This is a genomic window from Solibacillus sp. CAU 1738, from assembly GCF_039888725.1.
Classification (GTDB): Bacteria; Bacillota; Bacilli; order Bacillales_A; family Planococcaceae; genus Metasolibacillus.
Genome location: NZ_JBDQQN010000003.1, coordinates 497,619 through 521,113, shown reverse-complemented (window position 1 = coordinate 521,113; position 23,495 = coordinate 497,619). Strand labels below are relative to the sequence as shown.

The following is a 23,495-nucleotide window of genomic DNA, read 5'->3' as shown; positions in this document are numbered from 1 at the left end:
ATCGCGTAATATTACTGTAATATTGAAGGCTAATATTTTCCATATTATTTACTAGAAAATAGTTGAACCCAGTAAAAATTACCATTCCGCGCTTGCTTTACACCAATGCCGATATGCGTGTAGCTTGATTTCAATATATTTTCACGGTGTGTTGGGGATGCCATCCATGCATCAACAACCGTTGTTACGGAATTAAAATTACGTGCGATATTTTCACCAAAGCTAGTATAGTCATAGTCAAATAATGTCGCCATATCCCACGGGTTTCCGTAATACGATGAGTAATGATCGAAATAATTGTGCTCAATCATATCCTGCGCTTTAATAACTGCTAGTTGCGATAAAGCAGCATCATATAGTAAAGGCTTTAAACCTTTTTCTATACGTATCTTGTTTACAGCCTCTATACTCGTTTCTCCCCATTTTTTTCGATCTGTAACCGTTGCAATATAGTCTTTCGACAAATAATCGTAAATTACTTCATGCTTTTTTACTTTCTCGGCAAATTTCATACCTCTCACTGTGAGCGCCGCAACATGTGCACGTGTGACATAGCTATTTGGCTCGAATGTAGTAGTTGTTTTCCCCGTTACTACACTAGCATCTGCTAATGATTCAATGTAATGCTTTGCCCAATAATTTTTAGGTAAATCTTTAAAGTTCACTTTATTTTTCTCATCTACCGTTATGTTATACGCAAGAGCAATCATTTTTGATATATGAGCACGTTTTAGTGGCTCATTCGGGTTGAACCATTCACTGTTTTGAATAATACCTAATTCAGCTAATTTCCGAATCTCAGCATAGTATGGATGTGTTGTTGGTACATCTATTGCTTGCAATTCAAAGTCTGATTCAAGTGAAGTCCCCATTGTGCGTGCAATAACTGCTGCGGCTTCTGCACGCGTTGTTATAGCATTAGGTCTAAATGAACCATCTTCATATACATCCATTTGTCCAGCATTAACTAGCGTCATAATTTCTTCCGCTGCCCAATGTGTGTTCTTTACATCTGTTAAATAATGTGTAGAAGTTTGTTCTGCATAAACAGGAGCATGCTGTACGAATAACAGCGCAAACGTCCCAGCAATAAGTAATTTCTTAATCATTCAGTACCCCCCTTGCCGATTATAAACAACAGAAAAATAAGCCTTCCACTTGCAATAAGTGAAAGGCGAAAAACGCTTTATTTATATTACCAAATTTCCACTAAAATACAAGGGAAATCGAATGTCTATTTCTCCTTATTGTAACCCTAGCTCCAGCTCATATTGTGTTAAGAAGATATAATTCGAAACTAATGGCTTTTGCTCAGCAGTCAATCTGTCATACGCTTTTCGAGCCGATCTCACTTTTGATTCGAAGCTACGTACATCTGGATCGATTTGTTCAATTTGCTTTATGACATTTTGTGCTGCTTTCATATTTTTTTCAGCTAGCTTTAATACATCATAGTTTGTTACTTGCTTTTTCAGGGCAGAAGGTAGCCCTTTATATTGATCCAAAGCTTTCTCAATATCTGCAAAGTATGTGCTTGAACTAGAAGAAAGGCCAGCAATAATATTGATCACTACTTGAATACCATCTACATTCGTAGTTGCCTCTTGTAATTTATAATAATTTGTTACACGCTGCTTTTCCTCCGGTGATAGCTTACCATATGCCGATTGTGCAGCTTGTAAATTCCCGATGTAATATTTATCAGATGGCTTTAATTTTTCGATTAACTCGTAAACATGGACAACATTTGATAAATAAGTGTAATCATCTAAATTGGTAATTAAAGATTTTTGTTCATTATTAAGCTTGGCCATTGCCTTTTGAATGCTTGCCACTTGTTTTGTTAAGTTATTGCGCGGATTAGATAAACCAGAAATTAAATCAATAACCGTTTCAACTGGTTTAATATAATTTTCTTCGGCTTTTAATTCATTGACTAATGTAACAGCTTTCTTGTTGGCTGAGCTTAACGCGTTGTATGCGTTTCGTGCAGCTTTTACATTGGCAATATAATCTTTCGGCTCACTTGATTTGATTGCTCGAATTAAGTTATCGACCGTTGCACCACCTTGAACATTCAATTCATGATCCGTTAATGTCACATAGTTTGAAATTTGTGCTTTTTGCACTGGCGTTAATGCATTATACGCTGCACGCGCTTTTGACACATCTTCAACAAATGTTTTGCTCGATTGACTTATTTTCGAAATTTGCTCCATCACATTGTAAATTGGCGCTAATTCAATAGTTAAACGTTGCTCATTCGTTAATAAAACACGGTCTGCATAGCTTAATTTCTCGTAGGCTTTCATAGCAGACTTGTACTGGCTAATGAAATTTTTCGCATTTGCAGGATCCAGCTTATTAATATCGTCAATTAAATCTAAAACAGGCTTCAACGCTTTTTCACGCGCTGTTAAATCTTTAATATTTGTTACAAGATTTTGCTCTACTTTACTTAATGAATTATAGGCATTACGCGCTGCTACAAGCTTGTCCAAATAATCAGTTGCAGTTGGGACCGCAATATTAATTAAATCAATAACTTCCTGTACTGACGCTTCTGTGCTCGCACCTTCTGTTAATAAGTCCGCATTGATAACCTTTTCCTTGTCAACCTCTGTAAGTGCATCATATGCCGCACGCGCTGCTGCTAGCTCAGTTAAATAATTTTTGCTAGACGTTTTTAAATTTGCAATAACGCCAATAACTTTTGCCGCTTCAACTACCGATGAAAGATTTGCATAGTTCGTTACATAAATATTTTGGACATTCGTTAATTTATCGTACGCCTTTTTCGCATCCTCTACTTTTTTCGCATAGTCTTTAGCATTTGCTTTTGTAGCAGTTGGGATTTTTTCTATTAATATTACGACTTTATTTGCCGTTGAATAATTTTTCTCGATAATTTTAAAATCGTTGTAATTTGTGACAAGTGATTTTTCCTTCACTTTTTTATAATCTGCTTTAATTTGCTCGATTAGTTTACCAACCTCAGCACCTGAAGCGGTTTTTAATGCATTAATACTATTAATTACAGTAGTCGCCGCAGTAATACTCGTTGTTGCTTCATTTAGTTTTTTATAATACTGGTCTGTTAATAATTTACGTAATGGCGCATATTCTTCATCCGCAAAACTTGTTAATAGCTCATTATATGTTGTAGTTAATGCATTCACTTTTGCTTCATAATTTTCATCTTTTGTTTTTAATGCATTCACTTCTGTAATGAATTTCTCTACTGGCGCCAGAGCCTTTAATACACCTACATTATAGACAGATGATTGCATTGAGCCTAAACTATCATAAGCTTTTTGGACAGATTTAATGCGACTTAAGAGTGACGTTTTACCGTAATATTGCGGTAAAGCGTTAATATCATTAATCACTTTCATTACTGTTTTATATTGCTTTTCAAGATTTGTTAATGTTGCAATATTGTATACTAGTCTTTTTGCATCTGCAGACGTTCCAACTGCCGGTTTTTCAGCTGTTGCTGCAACGTATTTTTCATTATACAAGGCGCGCGCTATCGCCATTCGCTCTAGTAAAGGTGCTGCAGCCGGGTCCGTACTTGATAGTTCATCAATTGCAGCGATAATTTGCTCTGCACGTGTAATATCCGTATTTGCAGTTGAGATTTTTTTATTGGCGTCTGCAAGTAATTTTTCCAGTGCTGTTTTTGTAGTAGCTGGTAGGCTAGAAATATCTACTGTAAAAGCCTTCGCATATGCTGTAGCCGCTTCTGTTACAGCTGTTTTATAAGCTGCTACACTTTCTGCTGTTGCTTTCGGCATTTTTAACCCAAGTACTTTGGATGTGACGTCAGAGAATTGTTCAAGCGTTGTTAACACTTGAATGTTTGTCACTAATTTCTGGCTATTTGATAATTTTGGTTCTTCTCCTTCGACAACCGGGTCGCCTAATTTTTCATACGCAAGGCGTGCCGCATTTACTTTCGATACAAAGCTAGAGCTTAATGTCGGTTTAATCGAATCAATTGATTTCACTACACTTGTAGCACTCGTATTATTTTTTTGCATCGCTTGTAAAACTTCGTAATTGTTGACGATTTTCTTTTGCGTAGGACTTAATGCATTATAACCATCTGTTGCAATCTTTAATGTTGTCGCTGCATTTTCAATGGTCATAGCAGCGATTAACTCTTCTGCTTTTACTGCTTTATCAATATTTGCTTGTGCTTCTAATAAATCTTTATGATTCGTAACAAAGCTTTTTAGTACAGATGTTGAAATTGAATCAAATTCAATTAATAATTTATTAACGTCTTCACGATATGTTTCTTCTGCTGAAGGCTTTAGCGCATCAATACCATTAATAACTTCTAGCACTTGTAAGTAATTCTGGATTTCTGCTACGTCATTTTGCATTAAATGAGTATAATCTTCCCCAACAACTTCCACCGCTTTTTGTAGCTCTGTCACTTTCGTTTTAAAAGCAGCTGCAGAAGTGAAGTTCGTTTTTTTTATCGTTTCAAATAATGCATCAGCCTTTTCGACTGCTTTCTTTATCGCTTCTGCATCTTGGAGTAGCTTGTACGGTGTTACTTCTTCATCGCCAACTTTCACAGCTGCTAATATCTTTTTCTCATCTGGTGATAATCCAGCATAGAAGTCGCTCGCTTCTTTAATATCCGTAGCAAAAGTGTCTTTTTCAAGCGTTGTTAGCTTATTCGTATCTATATAATCTTCAATAAACTGCTGTGGTTTCTTAATCGCTTTTTCACGACTTGTTAATGTATCTAAATTAGTTACATATTTTTTTATGTATGCAATATTCTGCTCTTCCGTATTGTTCAATAATGTTAATTTTTCCGTGAGTACCGTTTTGTCTGCTGAAGTATTTGCTTCAATCGCCTGTTTCATAGTAGTTTGCGTTAGATTTAGCTCACCTTGTAAGCGATCATATTCCGCCCTAGCAGCAGGAACATCCGTCAAAATCGTTGGGGATGTTAATGTTAGTTTATCAATTTCAAGCTTTAATGTTTTTAGTTCCTCTGTTAATGTAGTAATTTCCGCAACATAGGACAATTTAGCATTGATTAATTCGATATCCGTCGCTTCTAACTCACCATCTTTTAAACCGTTTAGTAAATCTCGTAAACTAGCAATTTCATTAACTGATGAACCTTCATGAAACTCACTAAAGCGACTAATTAATATATCGCGATCTGTCGCATTCGCCAATACATTAAACGGAACCTGCTGTTGTTCTCCCTCTTGTATGACAGGGGTTTGCTCGGTATTAACTTCTTCATTGGCACTTGCTAATGTTGCTGGTACTAATAATAGGCTTGCTAACATACCTACACGTACATTATTATTCACTGCCCTCATCCTTCCGCAATATGTATATATTTTTATTAATTCGTGACATTATTCTAACATTATTATCGACTGCAATTAGGGATTTATTAGCAACTCACTAGAAGATGCCAAAATAAGCATATATTTATTGAAGGTAACTAAAAAAAAGCTACTAAGTAACCCTTCATACTTAGTAGCCCATTTCAGTTTTATAAAGCGTCTGTGTGTAAAGATCCTTGCGGTAAATAGTGAGACATATTAATCGCCTCTAGACCATTTTTAATTTTCATCGTATAACCAAAGTTGTTTATTGATAAATAGCCAGACTTCGAAGCTATCATTTCTTCTAGAACCGGTAAATACGTTTCATCAATGTTTTGCCATAAGCGATACGCTTGAATTAAATCTTCTAACGTTAAATGCTGATAATCCTCTCCTGCAAACTGACCTTGTTTATTCATTCGGTACCAAATATCACCATTCGGTCGAATCCATTTATCTTTTTCAAGCGCAATTGCTTTTTGAATGGCAGTAGCCGTTTCTATATATTTCGCATCACCGAATTCGTTGTACGCCATCAATAATAAGTTCATCCCACCAAGTAAATGGTTCATTGACGTGTGTGTTGTGACGTTTTGTTTAATTGGGAAGTAATCCGGAATGTAAAACGCATCCCCACTGACAGAAATCACATTGCCGTTCGTTTTTTGTGAAACAAGTAAATCCGCATAGTTTTTCAGCGGTTGTTTATAATTCGGTATATCAAAATCGGCACCAGAATTATAGTAGAACAGCGCAATTTGTTCATTGAAGCGCGTATCGATAAACGGTGCATGAATACCGTATAATCCTTTTAAATACGTGCTTGTAACTTCTGTTTCCCAGTAAGTTTTATCACCTTTAAATTTTTGTAAGTTTACGAACGAGTTTTTCACTAAATTCGCAAAATAACGATCACCTTGCTCTTTATAAAGAACTAGCGCTCGGTCTTCTTTTACAAGCAGTAAATTTCGTCCAAAGCCTTGTTTTGATGCAGGCATTGGCTCTGTTGATGTCGCCATTTTATTATAAGGACCTTCTGCTGTGTACCAATTGTTGCGCTTTTTAAAGTTGACTGCTGTTTCAACCATCCAGTCATTCATATGTTGATCTGATATAAATAGTTTTTCAGTTGAATCCATATACCAAGTATCTACAATATCTTGCCCTTTTGAAGCTAGTGTGTAAAATGCAATTAAATCTGTGCCCATCCATGTGTAGGATAAAGCTTCATACTCTGCTTGTAAATCACGCATATAGCTAATGCCGCCATTATCATACGTTTGTTTTAACTGCTGTGAACGATACGCTTGTCCAACCATGCGATCTCCTGCATGTTTGTCATTTTTCATGAAACGCATCATACCAGTAGGATACGTAGATGAATCGTATCCGAATACATCAGTTGAATTTTTTTCGATTGGGAAGCGGTCATAACGATACAGTCGGAAGTTCGTCACATCTGTTTCCTTTTGGAATAAATCAACTGTTACTTTTGTTTTGCCCGTATTGTTTAATGTCGAAAAGACAAATTGATCGCCATTCGTTAATTCACGCATTGTTACTTTTAATGTTGCATGTGATCCAATTGTGTAGTTATAAACTGTATCCGTTGCGACTCCGTAGCTTTCAGTTGTTTTCCCTTTAAAAGCAATGGCAGAAGCCGATCGAATATAAAGAGGATTTTCACCTTGTGTTACTTGTACGAAATTCGCTTCATTACGGAATAACGTAAAGTTCGAACCTTGTTGTGGAATAATTGTATAGTCATTTTTTGCAATTTGGTTTGTTGCTACTAGCGCACGATGCAACATCACTGAAAATGTCACACGATTTACTGTCGCTTTCGGATCAAAAGTACCGTCTTCACGACCTGTTGTAATCCCATGTTGCGCTAAAATTTTCACGTTTTCACGGTGAGAGACGCTAATTTTGTCCCAATCTTTAAACGTAATATTTTCACCAGTATCTTGTAAATTAAACGCTCTAACTAATGTCGTCGCCATTTGTTCACGTGTTAATGCGTCGGATACACCAAAACGACCATCTGGTTTCCCTCCGAAAATCCCTGCATTGTAAGTCGCTAATACCCCTTGCGCAAAGCTAGATTTACTACTTACATCGGAAAACTTAGGTTGATATGCTGCTTCAGGCAATTTCAACGCACCTTTAAATAGGTTTGCTGCCTGTCCACGATTAATCGCTAAATTCGGACGAAATTCGCCATCAGGATAGCCGTTTATAACACCCATTTCCACAAGCTGCATAACTTCATTTTTTGCCCAAAAAGAATTTGGAATATCGGCTAGTTTTTGATTTACCGTTAGCAGTTGAGAATCTTCGCTAGGATTTTCCGTAGCCGGTTGGTCCTCTCCCTGCTCTGGGTCTTGATTTATTTCTGGCTGTTCTTCATCTGTTGAAGGTTGATCTTCTTTTGGAACCTCTGATTCTTTCTTTTCATCAGCAGGTAATTCTTCTACAGTAACTTCCCCTGTCACTGTCGTGTCATCAGGAGTTTGTGTTTTAACAGCTTGCTCTTTTGTTTGTTCTATAGATTGTGCGGTATTTTGTTCTGCGGTGTTGATTTGCTTTTCGACAACACCAACAGATGCGCTAACTCTAGTAGGTAAAGTTACCGAACTTATTAGTGCTAGCGATAATAAAATGGAAGCCAATTTATTCATCTTTCCATTTATCCTCCTTATATGTACAATTTTTCGCGATTTTTTCAACTTGTTTAGTATACATGTTTTGCATCATTTATTCATGTGAAAAATAGGTATTTGACAGTCTTTGTAGATTTGTTAGGGATTTACGATGACTGTGCGGTTTTTTCGTGTTGGGGGCGCTTCCCTAGAGCTAACATGGGCTAAACGCGTGCTCGCGTTCCCTTTCCCCACCCAAACTAACTTGTTAATCAATTGCTTTTTTACGTTTAGTAGCCGTAAGCACCCTTGAACGACATCCATTTTCATTATTATTTTATACTAATTACTTCAAATTCATTTACCGCATTCATTGCATTAAATAAAAATGTTGCTAATTGACCGCGCGTTAAATTTTGATTTGGACTAAAAGTAGTTGTTGTAGTACCACGCGTAATATTATAGTCGACCAATGTTTGAATATAGTATTTCGTATTTGCATCTGTTAACCGATTAACGTCTGTAAATTTCGTATTTGCATTCGACGCTTTCTGTAAATTAAATCCAATCGTAATCATTTTTGCTAGTTGTGCCCGCGTTAATGTAGTGTCCGGTCGAAACATGTCGCCATAACCACCTACAATCCCCGCTTCATATAATGCCGCAATAGCCCCGTAATATTCACTAGTAATTGGCACATCTTTAAAGCCTGGATTGTTTACATTTTTCGTATGTAATTCTAGTGCATTCGCTAAAAACAGAGCCGCTTCACCACGAGTTGCTTCTTGATTTGGTTTAAATGTAGAAGAAGAAGTTATTCCTGTTATTATATTATTCTCATATAGCGATGGCTTCATAATGTGAATTAGACGGCTTGACATCGGTAAAAGGGATCATTGCACCTACTGCAGGTGTAACGACATATGCCGCTGTCGTCGCCAATACCGCTGTTGCAGCTATGTATTTTGCAATACTTTTAGATTGGATCATTATAGAGTCCTCCTTTAGATTATTTTCTATTATATACCAGTATTCATAAATATTCGTCACACATATGCCTTTTGCTAATTTAGCTACATAGTCGCTTTAATTTCATTTTAATGCAGCTACAATACCTTCATATATCGACAGACAACCATCCCCATCAATATACCTATTCACCAATCAATATTCACTATAATTAACTGTTTTCACAATTTTATTAAACCTATTTACTTACAAAAAGCATACATAATTCTGAATTTTCTTAAATAAGCTTGTCTTTTTTGCTTTTCGTCCTATAATGAGATATAAGGAACCGGAAAACTGATAATCAAGTCAGAAAATGTCCAAAAACGTTTTTGTTTGTTCTTACGTGTGGAATTTGATGCCTTCCATTGTTCGGAGTTAACAACAATTTACTATACCAATCTACCTAGTCAACTAATAATATTCACACTGATTATTTATTTTCATAAACCAATTTTCATATAAAAATATATAATATTTCTGAAAATTATCAAAAATGATTGTCTTTTTTGTTTTTTGTCTTATAATTAGACATAGGAGTGGATGAATTGATAATATTACAGCGCAAAGTGCCTGAAAATTTCCTAGTTCTTTCTTCTCTTTTACGCCGATTACATAAATCCAAACATAATTATCCTCTCTACGACGAGCAACATGCCCGCATTAAACATGGTCTAATCGGTGAATTGCGTATTGATCAAACTTGGCAAGAACTTACGCATCCATGTAAGCATTACTTATTTCATAACTACACATTTCTCAATAACTCAGGCTTTTCACATCAGATTGATACATTATTTTTATGTCCATTTTTTATTTTAATTGCTGAGATTAAAAATATCCATGGGCGCATTGATCTCCAAAAACACCACCACCAGTTTACCCGCACTCGCCCAGATGGCACTATCGATGGATTTTTTAGCCCTCATGATCAACTACAACGACATCATCGCAATCTCCAACAACTTTTGACAATGCATGACTTTAGTATTCCAATAGAATCTATCATTGTCCTAGCATCGACTAAGACAATTATTGGAGAATTCCAAAGTGATATTCCAATAATTCATGCGAGTGGTTTGCAGGCACATGTAGACAAGCTATATAAAAAACACAATACTGCGGTACTAGAAGTTCAGGAAGTACAGCAGCTTGTCGGATTACTTTTACAACTTCATCAGTCAAAGCCCTATCAAATAAAATTCAAGCACGAACAAGTGATTAAAGGTGTATTGTGTTCTCAATGCTTTTGTAAAAAGCCGATGAATTATTATCACGGAACTTGGCACTGTACCTACTGCGGTTGGAAAGATAAGAGAATATTTCTGGAAACATTACAAGATTATCGCTTATTATTCGGACCCAAAATTACAAATGAACAGCTAAGAGATTTTTGTTTTCTTGAATGTAACCAACAAGCAAAACATCTCTTTAGAAGATGGAAACTCCCTTCAGAAGGTGCTAACAAAGGTAGATCTTATATTATCCCTGATGACATTTTGGATTATGAATGAAGATTTCACGATATATCATTGGGATTTTACGATATAATCATAGATTTCACGATATATAATATACATTTTACGATATACTATAAAATTTCACGATATTTTATAAATTCTTCATGATGTCTAAGGATTTCATGAGTTATCCGTTGAATTTATTGACATATTTCCGAAGATTCACTGACTATCACCTCAAAACTCTTCAAATACCTCTCACCACTACTCCCTCAAGACGAAAAGGCACAGCGACTTCTTCGACCCCTGCGCCTTTTCTATAAAATTATTAGGTTCCTCCTGCACTTGCCGAATTCCTAGGTTTCACGATATATCACATGAATTTCACGATATACTCAATAATTTTACGATAAACACTCTAGATTTCACGATATTTTCAAAAATTTCACGATAAATTATTAAGTCCCCTTGGTAACAAGGATTTCCCCAAAATCAAAAAAAGCACAGAGACTTCTTCGCCTCTCTGTGCCTTTTCCATATTATTAATACAATGTTTGATTTGTTTGGAATGTAAAGTATACCGGATTGAATAGTAGCAAGTTTTTCGCTGCATCGCTTACTGTTGAGTTCGGCGCTAGTTCGATTGTTACGTACTCATCAGCAACTAGATTTCTTCCTAATTGCAATCTTACTTGATTATAACCATTGTAATCTACAACATTATATGGAGTAGCGTTTAGTACATTCACAGCATATCCATTTACTTTTACGATAAACGATGTCGTTAAAATATTGTGCAACGGCTCAGTGAATGATAATACTATTTCATTTGCAGATGGTACAGATATATTGCCTACATTTGTAGGTCGTACGTTTTCATTAAAGTATACAATGTGACGAGATGGCTCCATCGTTAATATTGAACCCGCAGCTTTAATATTGCTTACAGTCAAATTTGTCCCATACTGCATTAATACCGAGCTATCTTTTACTTTCAATTCTACTTTATTTGGCTCAAGTGCACGGACTTTTGCGCTTTCAATGACGGCACCGTCTAATACAAAGTTAGCAATATTAAAACCAGTTAGTCCATCAACAGCTTGCGTAAATGTAATAACAATTGTTTGGTTATCAAGTGTCGACCCTGGATTTACTGCTGTTTCAATTGAATACACGGCAATTTTATTTTGATTATAGCTAGTATCCATTCCACGAACAAACGATATGTTATCCGTATTATTTACCGGTTGACCATATTCACTCGAAATATTTGTGAATTTTGCATTTGTGAAATATGTTGCGCCATTTACATCTACTCCAGCAAGTAGCGTACTAAGTTTGACACGTAGCACTCGGTCATTTGTCGCATGCTTTGTCGTCACTGCAAAAAGAGTAGTCGGTAGATCGCGTATTAATCCTTGGTGTACATAGCTGCCAGCAATTTGTACACGCGATGATGGATTTACTTCTACATTACGATCAAACGTAATTTCTAAATATTCTTCACCTAAATCTGATACTACAGCTGCCGAAAGAACATTTGGTTGCGCATTATCTGCTACAAAATTATAAGCAGTAGAGAACACATTCGTTTCTCCTGATAAATCAGTAATATATTTGCCAGGTGCCGTAGTAATTGTTGCATAGCCATTTAAATAGCCATTTACCGTTACGATATAGGCAGCAGGATTTTTTTCATCTTTGACAACTGAAGCAACGCCTGGAGAATAAGTGTTTTGCGAAACAACGATATCATTTGTTGCAAGTGCTCGGATTTCTTCAGAGAAAATAAGCTTGAATTTTTTTGCACCTAATTGCTCTACATTTAATAAAGAAGGAAGTACCCCATCTTTATTGCCAACTGTAATGTGAGTCGTCAACGGATTTGGTGATGATAAATTATTCGAAATATCAATGATTGAACCAAATGTTACAGCTACCATTGTACCCGGCGCTAATAATGCCCCGTTCACACGCGCATTTGTTAAATCATAAATAACTTCTGTCGCATTAGTACCGATCGTGCCTACAACACCAGAAACAATCGAACCAGATGGTATTTTGAATTGAGTAGTTCCAACAGGATTATTGATCGGTTCTGTAAATTTAACCTTTACTTTAGTTGCACCAACATTTTCAACAGAAGCAACAGCTGGACCTGTCGTATCTTTCGTAAATGTCGCAATATCATCATATTTAGTAAGAGTTAAACCTTTATCTGTTTTAATGCCGTCTACCATAATACGGTAACGTCCCTCTAACGAAGTCGTTCCTTTTAATGAAACAGTTAAAGTTTTCTTATCCTCACTTAATTCTGCTTTTTGTAAGGCAACGCCACCTGTTTTATCAATACCCGTTGCTACTACGAGTTTATTAATCTCTGCTTCATTGAGTGTATTCGCTAGTGTCACAGATTGGTTAAATTGAATTACAAACTGACCACCATTTGGATTTGTAATCGAAGCAACTTTTAAGTCTGCAACTTCATATTTCACTTTTGCTTTGTAATCTTTTTCAGCGATTTTAAACGATATTTCAGTTTCAACGTTTTCAACTAGCGGTGTAGCCAGTGTAACGATATATGATTTATCATCAGATAATGTGACACGCACTTTATCAACAGCTTGAACTTCGACTTTTTTAATAGTTAGTTCTGGTTCTGGTTTCGGCGTCTCCACTTGCAACATATTAAATAGGAAGGATGCAAACTGGCCACGCTTTGTGACATCTTTAGGACTAAATGTCATTTGCTTCGTAATGTCGTAGTAATCGAACACTGTAATCGATTCTTGATGTTCCGCTGTCGTTCTCGATAAATCTGTAATGCTTGATTTAAAGTCTTGGTCTTTTACATGTGCTACATAGTCAAAATCATTTATTACTTTGAATGCACGTACAAGAACTGTTGCCATTTGATCGCGACGAATTTCATCACGGTGCATCAACAGGCCATTGCTACCATTGAAAACACCTACATCCTTAACAAGTGCCGCATATTGTAATAGCTCGTCCTGTGATTTCGCTGTAAGGTCTGTAAAACGCATTTTTGTTTTATAGTCTGTTGGAACTTCATGACCTAGTGATACTAAATACTTTCCTAGTAATTTCACAACATCCGAACGTGTTAGTGCTTGATTAGGACGGAAAGTGCCATCCGGATAACCATTAATAATACCCATATTGACTAAAGAAAGTATTTCATCTTCATGAACATGGCCTTTTAAATCAGAAAATGATGCCGCATTCGCTACTGGTGCAACTGCCGATGCCGTTAATGTAACTGCCGCAGCTGCTGCGATAAATTTATATTGTTTTTTCACTTAAATTTCCCCCTTTGGCAGAATCAATATATTTCAATTCTACCTTATTATAGAGATAAGTTCTAATTATTTCCTAATATTTTTTCAAACCATTGATAATTGGAATATATTATTAAGTCTTGTGTTAAATAATAAAATTTCACAAAAGAAAAAGCAGTTGAAAGTCCGATTTATTCGAACTTTCAACCGCTTATTTTAATATAGTGGTCTTATTAGCACCGCTATCATTTCAATATTTACCTTCAGCTTCGATGTTAAAGCATCAGGTAGAGTAATAACTAATTTGTTATTTGCAATTGTACCTTCTGTAATTGTTAAAGCAGTTTTAGAATCGCCAAAGAATAACTCGTAGTTACCACCTACACTTGTTTCAACTACATTTTCAGAAAATGTTAAAGTTAGTTGGTTAGTAGCTGTTAATTCTACTGCTGTAATAGTTGGAGCTACTTTTCCTTTTAATTCAACGTTACCACTAAACGTTTTAATAGCTTGCACCTGTCATAGATGTTGGAGCTTAAACATGGATATAATATATTTATTTTATAATAGGTTCATTACAGCAAAAGAAAAAGCTTGTCGAAGAATATTCTCCGACAAGCTTCTCTACTCCGATTCAGGAAACTCTCGTCTCATGTAGAATCGTTTATTAAATAGTTACAATAAATTAGTTTAATGTTACATCTAATGTAGAAGCTACATTGCTATTAGCATCTTTAATATCAAATGTACTATTTGCTTTTAATACTACTTTCTTAGTAGAAGCGATATCAGAAGATAAGTCTAATCCTGTAACTGTTACACGTACGACATTTGCACCATTTTGAGCAGTTGCAACTGTTGCAGTTGATTTAACACCATCAATGTATAAATCAAAATCAGTACCAGTTAAAACTGTCACATTTTCATCAAATGTTAAATCAATTTGAGTGCTGTTAGTAGCAAATGTAATAGAATGTGATTTCACTTTCGCAGCAACGTTTTCTTTAATTGCTACAGTTGCTGTAGTTTCATCAACAGCTGTGATTGAAGAGTTGAATCCTTTCACATTTTTAACAGTTACTTGGTAATTACCTGATAATTCCACTGTATCTGCAGTTAAGTAAACTTTTACTGAAGCACCAGTAGATGTGTTTGAAGCTAATTTAGCTTCTTTTACAGTTGCACCTTCAACAGTATAGTTTGCTGCTTCTTCTGCTGATGTTGGGTCAACAGTTTTATCAAAGTTTACAATAATGTAACGTCCATCTTTATCTACACCTTCATTACCAATTGTAGCTACTAATTTAGTAGAAGTTGATTCTGAAGAGTTGTTTACAAACTTAACAGATGTTTTTTCTAAATCATTTAAGAATGCATCTTTAAAGTAACCTTTTGCAAACTCAACAGTGTATTCAGTACCAGTTTTTAAGCCAGATACGTTTGTAAGTTCAATTTTAAATGATTTTCCGTCTGTACCATTAGCAGTAATAGCACTTGCAGGAGATGCTAATGTAAGTGATTGTTCAACACCATATTCATCTTTATATTTGAATGATAAATTAGAGCTTCCAACTAAAGTTACTTGTTCAGAGAAGTTTAATACTAAATAGTTTACTCCGCCGATTTTTTGTACAGAATTTGAAACAATTGTAGGAGCTGTTTTATCAGCATTGAATGCAACTAATTTAGAAGTAGCTTCTAAAGTATTACCTGAAAGGTCTGTTGCTGCACCAGCTAATAAATCTAAGTAAGCAGCCGTTTTTTGATCTGCTGCTAAAGTAACAACAAATTTAGTTTTTGTTGTATCACCTGTTTTAGCTTCAACGTTAACGATTACTGTATCAGCTGTAGAGCCATTAAATTTGAATTTAGTTTTATCAATAGTTACTGCTTCATCAAACGTTACTTCAATTGTTCTAGCAGATGTTGCTACAGCTGAAACAACTGTTGGAGCCGTAACATCAGAATTTGATACTTTAACTGTTTGAGTAGTTGGTACAGAAATATTACCAGCGAAATCTGTTAATGAAGGAATAGTAATAGTAACTTCTTTTCCAGCATTTACAGCATTATTATTGTTTACTAAAGTAACTTGGATCGTTTTGCCATTATTAATTAATGTAGCTGAACCATTAATTACTGAAGTTCCATCCGCTAAAGTAGCAGTAATAGAAGCAATATCTTTAGTAGTTACTGATTCAGTTAAGTTAATGTTGAACACATATTTGCTTTCGTTTGTCACGCTCTCAACTGCTGCACGTGTAGTATCTTTAATATTGAATTTAACTTTTGATTCTGGTAATGCTTTTGAACCGTCAGCCGTTAATACAACATCTTTTGTAACTGTTAATACATAGTTACCTTCTAATTTTGCAGCGTTATAAATTGTTAGTGTTTTACCATCTTCAGATAATTCACCAAACTTTGCATCTAATCCATTGTCCGCAGAACCTGCCGCATCAATAGCATATTTAAATGCACCATTTACTAAAGTACCATCTGATTCGATAACTGTAGATTTTTTCACAGCTTTAGTGAATTTAACTTGGATTGTTGAACCGTTAATTGCAGTTACTGAATCTACTGCTAGAGTTGAAGCTTCAACAACAAATGCAGGTGCAACAACTTCGTTTACAGTGTAAACAACTGATTGTTCAGTAGTTTCTTTTGCTGCTACTGTATCAACCGTTAATGTAACTGTTAGTCCATCTTCAGAAAGAACTGCAGCAGAAGGAGTTACTTCTGTAGCTGTACCGCCGTTGATAGCTTGAGTTACTGTGAAATCTTTAACATCAACCGCTTCAGCTTTTTCAGCTAATTTAACAGTTAGTGTACCGTTAACTGCAGTTACTGATTCAACTTTTAGTTCAGCTGGAGCATCAGCAACGTTGATTGTACGGTATAAGAATGAAGCGAATTGACCGCGAGTTACAGTGTCTTTAGGGTTGAAAGTATCAACATTAGAGATACCTAGGTTACGTAAAGCTTGGATTGCTTCGCGAGCTTCAGCTTTAGCAGTAGCTAAGTCAGTAACTGTTAATTCTTCAGCACCTTCAGCAACTTCTACTAAAGTTTTACCGAATACTGCTTTGTAAGCACGGTCTAAAGTAAGAGCCATGTTTTCGCGAGTGATGTCGCCTTTAGCGTTTAAAGAACCATCAGCTAAACCGTTGAATACACCAGTATCTTTAACTAATGCAGCATATTTAACTAATTCTTGGTCGTTAGCATCAACAGCTAAGTCAGTGAATCGAGCTTTTGTTGCATAGTCAGCTGGGATTTCGAAACCTTGAGCTTCAACCCATTTACCTAACATTTTAACAACGTGGCCACGAGTTAAAGTAGCGCCTGGTTTGAATGTGCCGTCTTCGTATCCTTTGATGATACCAGCTTCAACTAATGCGTTGATCGCTTCAGCGTGTGAGTTTGTGTCAGCAACGTCCGTGAATGATGCAGCAGATGCTACAGGAACGATTGCAGATGCTACTAATGTAGCAGTCGCAGCAGTTGCTACGAATTTTTTATATTTTTTTGGTTGGTTAGCCATAATATAAGTTCCTCCTAAATTGTATGTCAAATTATTACTATATTAACTATAGCAGTCTCGTTATGTACGATAACAATTAAAAGTATATTAGTATGGTATTTTAATGTCAATGTGTTTTTCACAATTAACACCAATAGTTTAAAAACATTGTACATATAACCACTTTTATCATGTTCTTTCATAAATATTATTGGTAAATAGTATTTGTCATTGTAATATTTACTATTTAAATATAATGTTTTTCCATTTATAACAACATGTGAAATATTTAAAAATTCTTTAAATATAGTATTTTTTTGACTATAATAGCCACTATACTTACATAATTGTATCGTTCTACCAAAACTTAATGCATTACACGATTCGAACCATTCCATTTTGCTAAAATACGCATTTTTGAAAATAAATAAAGCATGAGTCCATTTGCAATCATGAATGCGATGTAATTTACTTGCAGCTATAGCTGACATTGTAGCGTAGTAATTTACCTCACCTACTCCATAAGCTCAACAAACAAAAAAAACGAAGCAGCTAAATTTCTAGCTACTTCGTACTTGTAATCTTTCGTACTTCTCCATGAACGGAAGAATCGTATCTACTTACCCTATCGAATAGAAATTACAGTCCCAATGGAATGTAACCAGTTATAAAAGTGGCGTCAGTTAATAGAGTGTTCTCAGTAATAGGAGTATCATCAGTTATTAGATTATCATCAGTTATTAGATTATCATCCGTTATTAGATTATCATCCGTTATGAGTGTGTCATCAATTTTAAGAATGTCATCAATTAGAAGACTTTCGCTAGTCATTAGAGTACCATCAGATGTCATAAAGTTCCCAACAGTCACTTTAATTTTTAATTCATTCTTGCCGTATTTTACAGTAATTGTTGTCGTACCTTCAATTTTTTTCGGTCTTACTAAACCATTCAAAACAGAAACCACTTTGTTGTCTTCCACTTTATATTTTGCAGCAATTGTTACATCTTTTTCTGTTACTGTCCCATCTGGCGCTGTTGTTACTTCTGTAATAATTAGTTGTACTTCATGATTAAGGTTCAGATTAAGTTCGTCTTTGCTTGCAAGGAGTGTTACTTCAGGTTCTGTCACAGTCACATCTACTGTGAATTCTACTTTATTGTATACTACTGTGATTGTTGTACTACCTGCTGCTTTTGCTCTCACTAAACCGTTCGTGACAGTAGCCACTTTATTATCTGCTATTTTATACTTTGCAGCACTTGTTACATCTTTTTCAGTTATTTGTCCATCAACTGAAGTGGTTACTTCTTTAACAGTTAGTTGTGCTTCTTGTCCAGCTCCCAATTCAAGTTGTGTTTGGTCTAAAGTAATTTCCACTTTTGGTTCTTTCACAATTACATTTACAACTACTTCATTTTTTCCGTACTTAACTGTGATAGTTGTTTCTCCTGCTGCTTTTGCTCTTATTAATCCCTCGCTTACAGTAGCTACTTGTTTATCTGCTACTTGATACTTAGCGTTTTGAGTGACATTTTTTTCTGTTGTTTTTCCATCTGCAGTTGTTGTGATTTCTTTAACTTTTAGGTTCGTTTCCTTACCAGCTACCAATTCAACATGTGTTTTGTCTACTTCTAATGTCACTACCGGTACTGTCACATTCACATCTACAGTTAATTCATTTCCACCATATTTCACTGTAATTGTAGTATTACCTTCATTTTTAGCTCTTACTAGACCCGTTTTTGATACAGAAGCGACTTTATTATCTGCCACTTTATAAGTAGCAAAATTTGTAACGTTCGTTTCTCTTGTTTTACCATCTGCCCCAGTTACGACTTCTTTAATCGTTAATTGATCTTCTTTCTGAGGCTCTAAATCAATTTGTGTTTTGTTTGCCGTTAAGGTTACAACCGGCTTTATAACCGTTACATTTACCGTTAGTTGGTTTTTACCATACTTCACAGTAATCGTTGTACTTCCAGCTTCTTTTGCTGTTACTAAACCAGCCTTTACAGAAGCGACATTCTCATCTGCTACTTCATACGTTGCAGATTTTGTTACATTTGTTTCTTTTGTAGTTCCATTTGGCAATGTTGTTACTTCTTTAATCGTTAATTGTGACTCTTTTCCATATTCCAACGTGATATCTGTTTTGTTTGACGTTAACGTTACGCCTCGTTCAGTAACCGTCACGTATACAGTTAACTCATTTTTACCATACTTCACAGTAATCTCTGTGCTTCCTGGATTTTTAGAAACGATTAAACCATCATTTACAGAAACTACATTTTTATCTGCTACTTTATACGTAGCTGCTGTTGTTACGTCTCTCTGTTTTGTTGTACCATCTGCTAATGTTGTTACTTCTTTAATGACCAATTTTTCTTCTTTTCCAAGCTCCAAATTGATATCTGTTTTGTTCGAAGTCAATGTTACAACTGATTCTGTAACCGTTACTTTTACATCCAATTCGTTTTTACCGTATTTAATATTAATTGTTGTAGTCCCAGCATTTTTAGCTTTGATTAAACCATCCTTTACAGAAGCAACATTATTATCTGCTACTTTGTACTTAGCAGCTTTTGTTACGTCTTTCTGTTTTGTTGTTCCGTCTGCAGCTGTTGTTACTTCTTTAATGACCAATTGTGCTTCTTTACCCTTTACCAAATCAAATTCAGTTTTGTTTGCAGTCAGTGTCACGCCTGGTACAACAACTACAGGATCCTCTACAGTTACATTTACTTTTACTTCATTGTCACCATGAGTAATAGTAATTGTCGTAGAACCTTGAGCTACTGCAGTTACCTCTCCATTTGCAACCGTTGCAACCTTTTCGTCAGCAACAACATACGTTGCTTCAGTAGTTACGTCTTTGTTTGTAGGATCTCCTTTTTCCGGAGTTGTCGTTTCAGTAACAGTTACTTGACCTTTTTCCCCTGTCTTTAATTTTAGCTCTGTCGGGTTAACTGTCAGTGTTACGACTGCTTCAGATTCTTCTTTTTCATAAATCAATGCTTCTCCAACGTTACCTGCTTCATCTTTCACGATCACTTTCACAGCTTCCATCTCATCTGTTACAGGGAATGTGAATGTGCCATCTTGTGCTAATTTGAATGGAACAGCTGCTGCTTCTTTTCCGTTAATCGTTGGAACATACGAAGCGTGTAGCTTTTCATTTAAATCATAATCCAATCCATAAAAATATAACTCTTCATTATAGTCAAGATATTTATCAACTACTTTACCAGTTGCGACTTTTCCAGCAACCGAACCTGTAATTACTGGTTTTGTTGTTTTAACGAAAATAGGCCCCACATAGTCACCTATGATTCCTGTAGCTGCCTGTGCTGTAAAGTCAATTGTATACAGACCATCTGGAATCTTTGCTACACCTGTTCCACCCCAAGGTCTATATTGACCATTAATATTTAGCGTATACGATCCTTTTGCAAGAGAATTAGCCGCATGTAAATACCCAATGTAGCCATCTCCGTATTCTCCGCCTTCAGGATCCATAATATCCCAAAGCTCAATATAGTTAGTTGCTACATTGCCTGTTATTGTGAATGAAAGTACAGCCGAATCTTTTACACCGTCCCCATTAAAGGATAGGTCTGTTTCAGTAATAGCCATATTCGTAACTTCTGTTGTAGGTGCTGCGGTACTAAAGTCAGCCGCAAATGGCAATGAGATTGCAGAATCTCCACCGTTAATGTGGATATATCCTAAAATTTCCGAACCTTTTGGAGCTGTAGCTTTTGAAGCTGTTAATGTCACATTTAGCAATTGCTCTCCAGCTAACGTAAATGTCGGTTTGTCAACAGTCACTGTAGCATCCCCAAATGACTTCGTAACATCAACCGTCACATTATAATTCCCGCCGCTACCATTTGTATCTTTTACAAGAATTTGTTTCGTAACCGATCTATTTTCTGATAGTGGCTGAGGACCGAATGTCACAGTGCCTTTCAAGTTATCAACAATTGAGCCACTTCCGTCTTGCACCGCTTTATCAAGTGCATAGGCAAGTATACTTGGTCGTGCAGCATCATAAGCGTTCACTCGACCAGCACCTTGAGCGAATACATCATATTTAGATTTATCAAGAACTTTCGCCGTATTCGAAAGTGCCACTTTTACATCAAACGCATTCCAATCCGGATTTGCCTGTTTTACAAGTGCAGCAATACCCGCGATATGTGGAGTAGCCATTGACGTACCTGATTTACGGTCATACGCCTCGTCGTAATTTACGTCAGGGAAATCTGCTTTGTACATCGGAATCGTTGACATAATGTTCGTACCAGGTGCAGTAACGTCAGGTTTAATATCAAAGTTCGGTGTAGATGGCCCACGTGAACTCGAATCGCTTACTTCGTCCCCAGCTGTTTTAGTAGAGCCAAAGTTACCAAACGTAACCGTTCCCGATCCATCTTTTAATGCTGCGCGAATTGCATCACCATCTGTTTGAGACATATCAAACGTTGGTAAGAATTCAAATGAATCCCCTAGGAATGTTCCAGATGCATTTGGAGCATTTGTACCACCCGCAAAGTTATGAATAATTGTTGCTACTGCACCATTATCTTTTGCATGTGCAATTTTATCAACAAATGCAATACTTCCTCGAGAAATCAATGCAACTTTCCCTTTAACATCGATTCCAGTATAATCTTTTGCTTCCCCGTTCCCAGGAATAGCAACAATATCAAACTGGCCTTGAAGTTGTGTTGCTAAATCCTTCCCAAAAGTTGTCCCCATCAATTGCAGTTGTTTCGATAGATTATAACTTCCAACTGTAAGATTGATTTGTCCGTTATACATTACTTCTGGGTTTGTTGTGTTACCAACTGCAATTCCTAAACGAGATGTTGATGGCGTACCCATTGTGCCACGATTAGGACCTGAATTTCCTGTTGCGATAACAGCAATTGTGCCGGCCATCATAGCGTTATTAATAGCAAACGATCCACTATCTGTCTCTGTGTTAGACCCGCCACCTAGTGAAAGGTTAATAATATCCATCTTTTCAATGACAGCTGTATCAATTGCTTTTACAATACCAGAACTAGATCCACTTCCATATGCACCTAGCACACGGTATGCATATAAATCTACTTTAGGTGCAATTCCTTTAATACCATATTCGTTCGCACCGATTGCAGCGATTGTCCCTGCCACGTGCGTACCATGTGACGTATAGAACGCACTTCCTCTGCTATCAAATTCAGGAACACCCGCTGGACGCTCCAAAGGTGAAGTTTCTGAAGCATCATCATCCGCGCGGTTTTTTGTATAAGTTGATGAGTTTGGAATAAAGTTTTTTCCACCTTTATAAATTCCTGCGAACTCTGGATGGTCTGCATCGATTCCTGTATCAAGTACAGCAACTTTAATGCCTTGTCCTTCAAATCCTTCGTTCCAAAGCTTTTCAATTCCTAGGAATGAAATACTTGTATTCATATTCGCATTAACTTGTGTTTCTTTTAGTGGATTAGATGTTGTAGGTGTAGTTGGTTTAGTTTTTAGTGGTTGTTTTTGTTGTTGCGCGTAAACAATTGTGTCAGGCTCTACTAGCGTAATGCCTTGAATTGTTAGGAGTTTGTCTAGATCGTCGGCTTTTACTACTGCAGAAAAACCATTTAATACGGTATCGAATGTATATCCTTCTTCAATATTTATATTATTTATACTTAACTCTTTTAGTACAAAAGCTTGCTGTTCTTGGACTTTCGTTCGCACTTGACTTTCCTGTGCGGAAGAGAACGCTTGACCACTTAAGTTGTGTATGCCTTTTTCAAGGGCTACCGGTTTCTCAGATAGGTGAATAATTACTGCAACGTCTTGATTGCCAGATAGACCTTGTAACTCTTGGTGTAGTTTCGGTCCGCCTTCAAGCACATTTAATTGTTCGGCAATCGCTGCCTTTAATTGCATGGTGCTCTCGTTTTGTGTAGCTGGTTTAAATGGTTTAAACTCATTTGCTGATGCAACATTTATTGGACTAAACAACGAAAAGACCATAGCTAGTACTAAGAACGAACTAAATAATCGATTAATAAGTTTCCTCTTCACTAAATACCCTCCTAGGGACAGATTATTTTGCTACATGAATTTCTTAGTTTATCGACCTTACTTGCTGCTAGTATTCTATAATGAACGCATCCTTTCTAAATATAGAATTTCTA

At 36.1% G+C, this 23,495-nt stretch carries 10 protein-coding genes; 1 reads left to right on the top strand and 9 read right to left on the bottom strand.

Features of this window, described 5'->3' with window-relative positions:
- Positions 1 to 44 precede the first annotated feature (44 nt).
- The 5 genes from AAFN87_RS11865 to AAFN87_RS11845 form a co-directional block, all read right to left on the bottom strand.
- Entirely contained in the window at positions 45 to 1,109 is a 1,065-nt protein-coding gene (locus tag AAFN87_RS11865) for a CAP and S-layer homology domain-containing protein (RefSeq protein ID WP_347791277.1), read from the bottom strand.
- 135 nt (positions 1,110 to 1,244) lie between these two features.
- Entirely contained in the window at positions 1,245 to 5,348 is a 4,104-nt protein-coding gene (locus AAFN87_RS11860) for a hypothetical protein (protein ID WP_347791276.1), read from the bottom strand.
- Between the two features lie 188 nt (positions 5,349 to 5,536).
- Positions 5,537 to 8,050: an S-layer homology domain-containing protein gene (locus AAFN87_RS11855; protein WP_347791275.1), complete on the bottom strand. Its 2,514-nt coding sequence runs from the start codon at positions 8,048 to 8,050 to the stop codon at positions 5,537 to 5,539.
- A gap of 293 nt (positions 8,051 to 8,343) precedes the next feature.
- Complete coding sequence (locus tag AAFN87_RS11850; RefSeq protein ID WP_347791274.1) at positions 8,344 to 8,868, bottom strand: S-layer homology domain-containing protein; 525 nt, start codon at positions 8,866 to 8,868, stop codon at positions 8,344 to 8,346.
- On the bottom strand, positions 8,849 to 9,001 hold the full coding sequence (locus tag AAFN87_RS11845; protein ID WP_347791273.1) for a hypothetical protein: 153 nt from the start codon (positions 8,999 to 9,001) through the stop codon (positions 8,849 to 8,851). Before AAFN87_RS11845 ends, AAFN87_RS11850 begins: the two co-directional genes overlap by 20 nt.
- A gap of 566 nt (positions 9,002 to 9,567) precedes the next feature.
- Here AAFN87_RS11845 and AAFN87_RS11840 point away from each other — a divergent pair.
- Positions 9,568 to 10,533, top strand: coding sequence for a nuclease-related domain-containing protein (locus AAFN87_RS11840; protein WP_347791272.1), 966 nt, complete (start codon positions 9,568 to 9,570; stop codon positions 10,531 to 10,533).
- A gap of 488 nt (positions 10,534 to 11,021) precedes the next feature.
- Here AAFN87_RS11840 and AAFN87_RS11835 read toward each other — a convergent pair whose 3' ends face one another.
- The 4 genes from AAFN87_RS11835 to AAFN87_RS11820 form a co-directional block, all read right to left on the bottom strand.
- Complete coding sequence (locus AAFN87_RS11835) at positions 11,022 to 13,799, bottom strand: S-layer homology domain-containing protein (protein WP_347791271.1); 2,778 nt, start codon at positions 13,797 to 13,799, stop codon at positions 11,022 to 11,024.
- 195 nt (positions 13,800 to 13,994) lie between these two features.
- On the bottom strand, positions 13,995 to 14,294 hold the full coding sequence (locus tag AAFN87_RS11830; protein ID WP_347791270.1) for an Ig-like domain-containing protein: 300 nt from the start codon (positions 14,292 to 14,294) through the stop codon (positions 13,995 to 13,997).
- A 169-nt stretch (positions 14,295 to 14,463) separates the two neighbouring features.
- Positions 14,464 to 17,325, bottom strand: coding sequence for an S-layer homology domain-containing protein (locus AAFN87_RS11825; RefSeq protein WP_347791269.1), 2,862 nt, complete (start codon positions 17,323 to 17,325; stop codon positions 14,464 to 14,466).
- Between the two features lie 618 nt (positions 17,326 to 17,943).
- The gene (locus tag AAFN87_RS11820; RefSeq protein WP_347791268.1) at positions 17,944 to 23,382 is read right to left on the bottom strand and encodes a S8 family serine peptidase; all 5,439 of its coding nucleotides are present in this window, start codon (positions 23,380 to 23,382) and stop codon (positions 17,944 to 17,946) included.
- Positions 23,383 to 23,495: the final 113 nt, after the last annotated feature.

Excerpts from the sequence above, each read along its gene's own strand:
- AAFN87_RS11865 (WP_347791277.1), bottom strand. The coding sequence starts at position 1,109 with ATGATTAAGAAATTACTTATTGCTGGGACGTTTGCGCTGTTATTCGTA.
- AAFN87_RS11855 (WP_347791275.1), bottom strand. The coding sequence starts at position 8,050 with ATGAATAAATTGGCTTCCATTTTATTATCGCTAGCACTAATAAGTTCG.
- AAFN87_RS11850 (WP_347791274.1), bottom strand. The coding sequence starts at position 8,868 with ATGAAGCCATCGCTATATGAGAATAATATAATAACAGGAATAACTTCT.
- AAFN87_RS11845 (WP_347791273.1), bottom strand. The coding sequence starts at position 9,001 with ATGATCCAATCTAAAAGTATTGCAAAATACATAGCTGCAACAGCGGTA.
- AAFN87_RS11825 (WP_347791269.1), bottom strand. The coding sequence starts at position 17,325 with ATGGCTAACCAACCAAAAAAATATAAAAAATTCGTAGCAACTGCTGCG.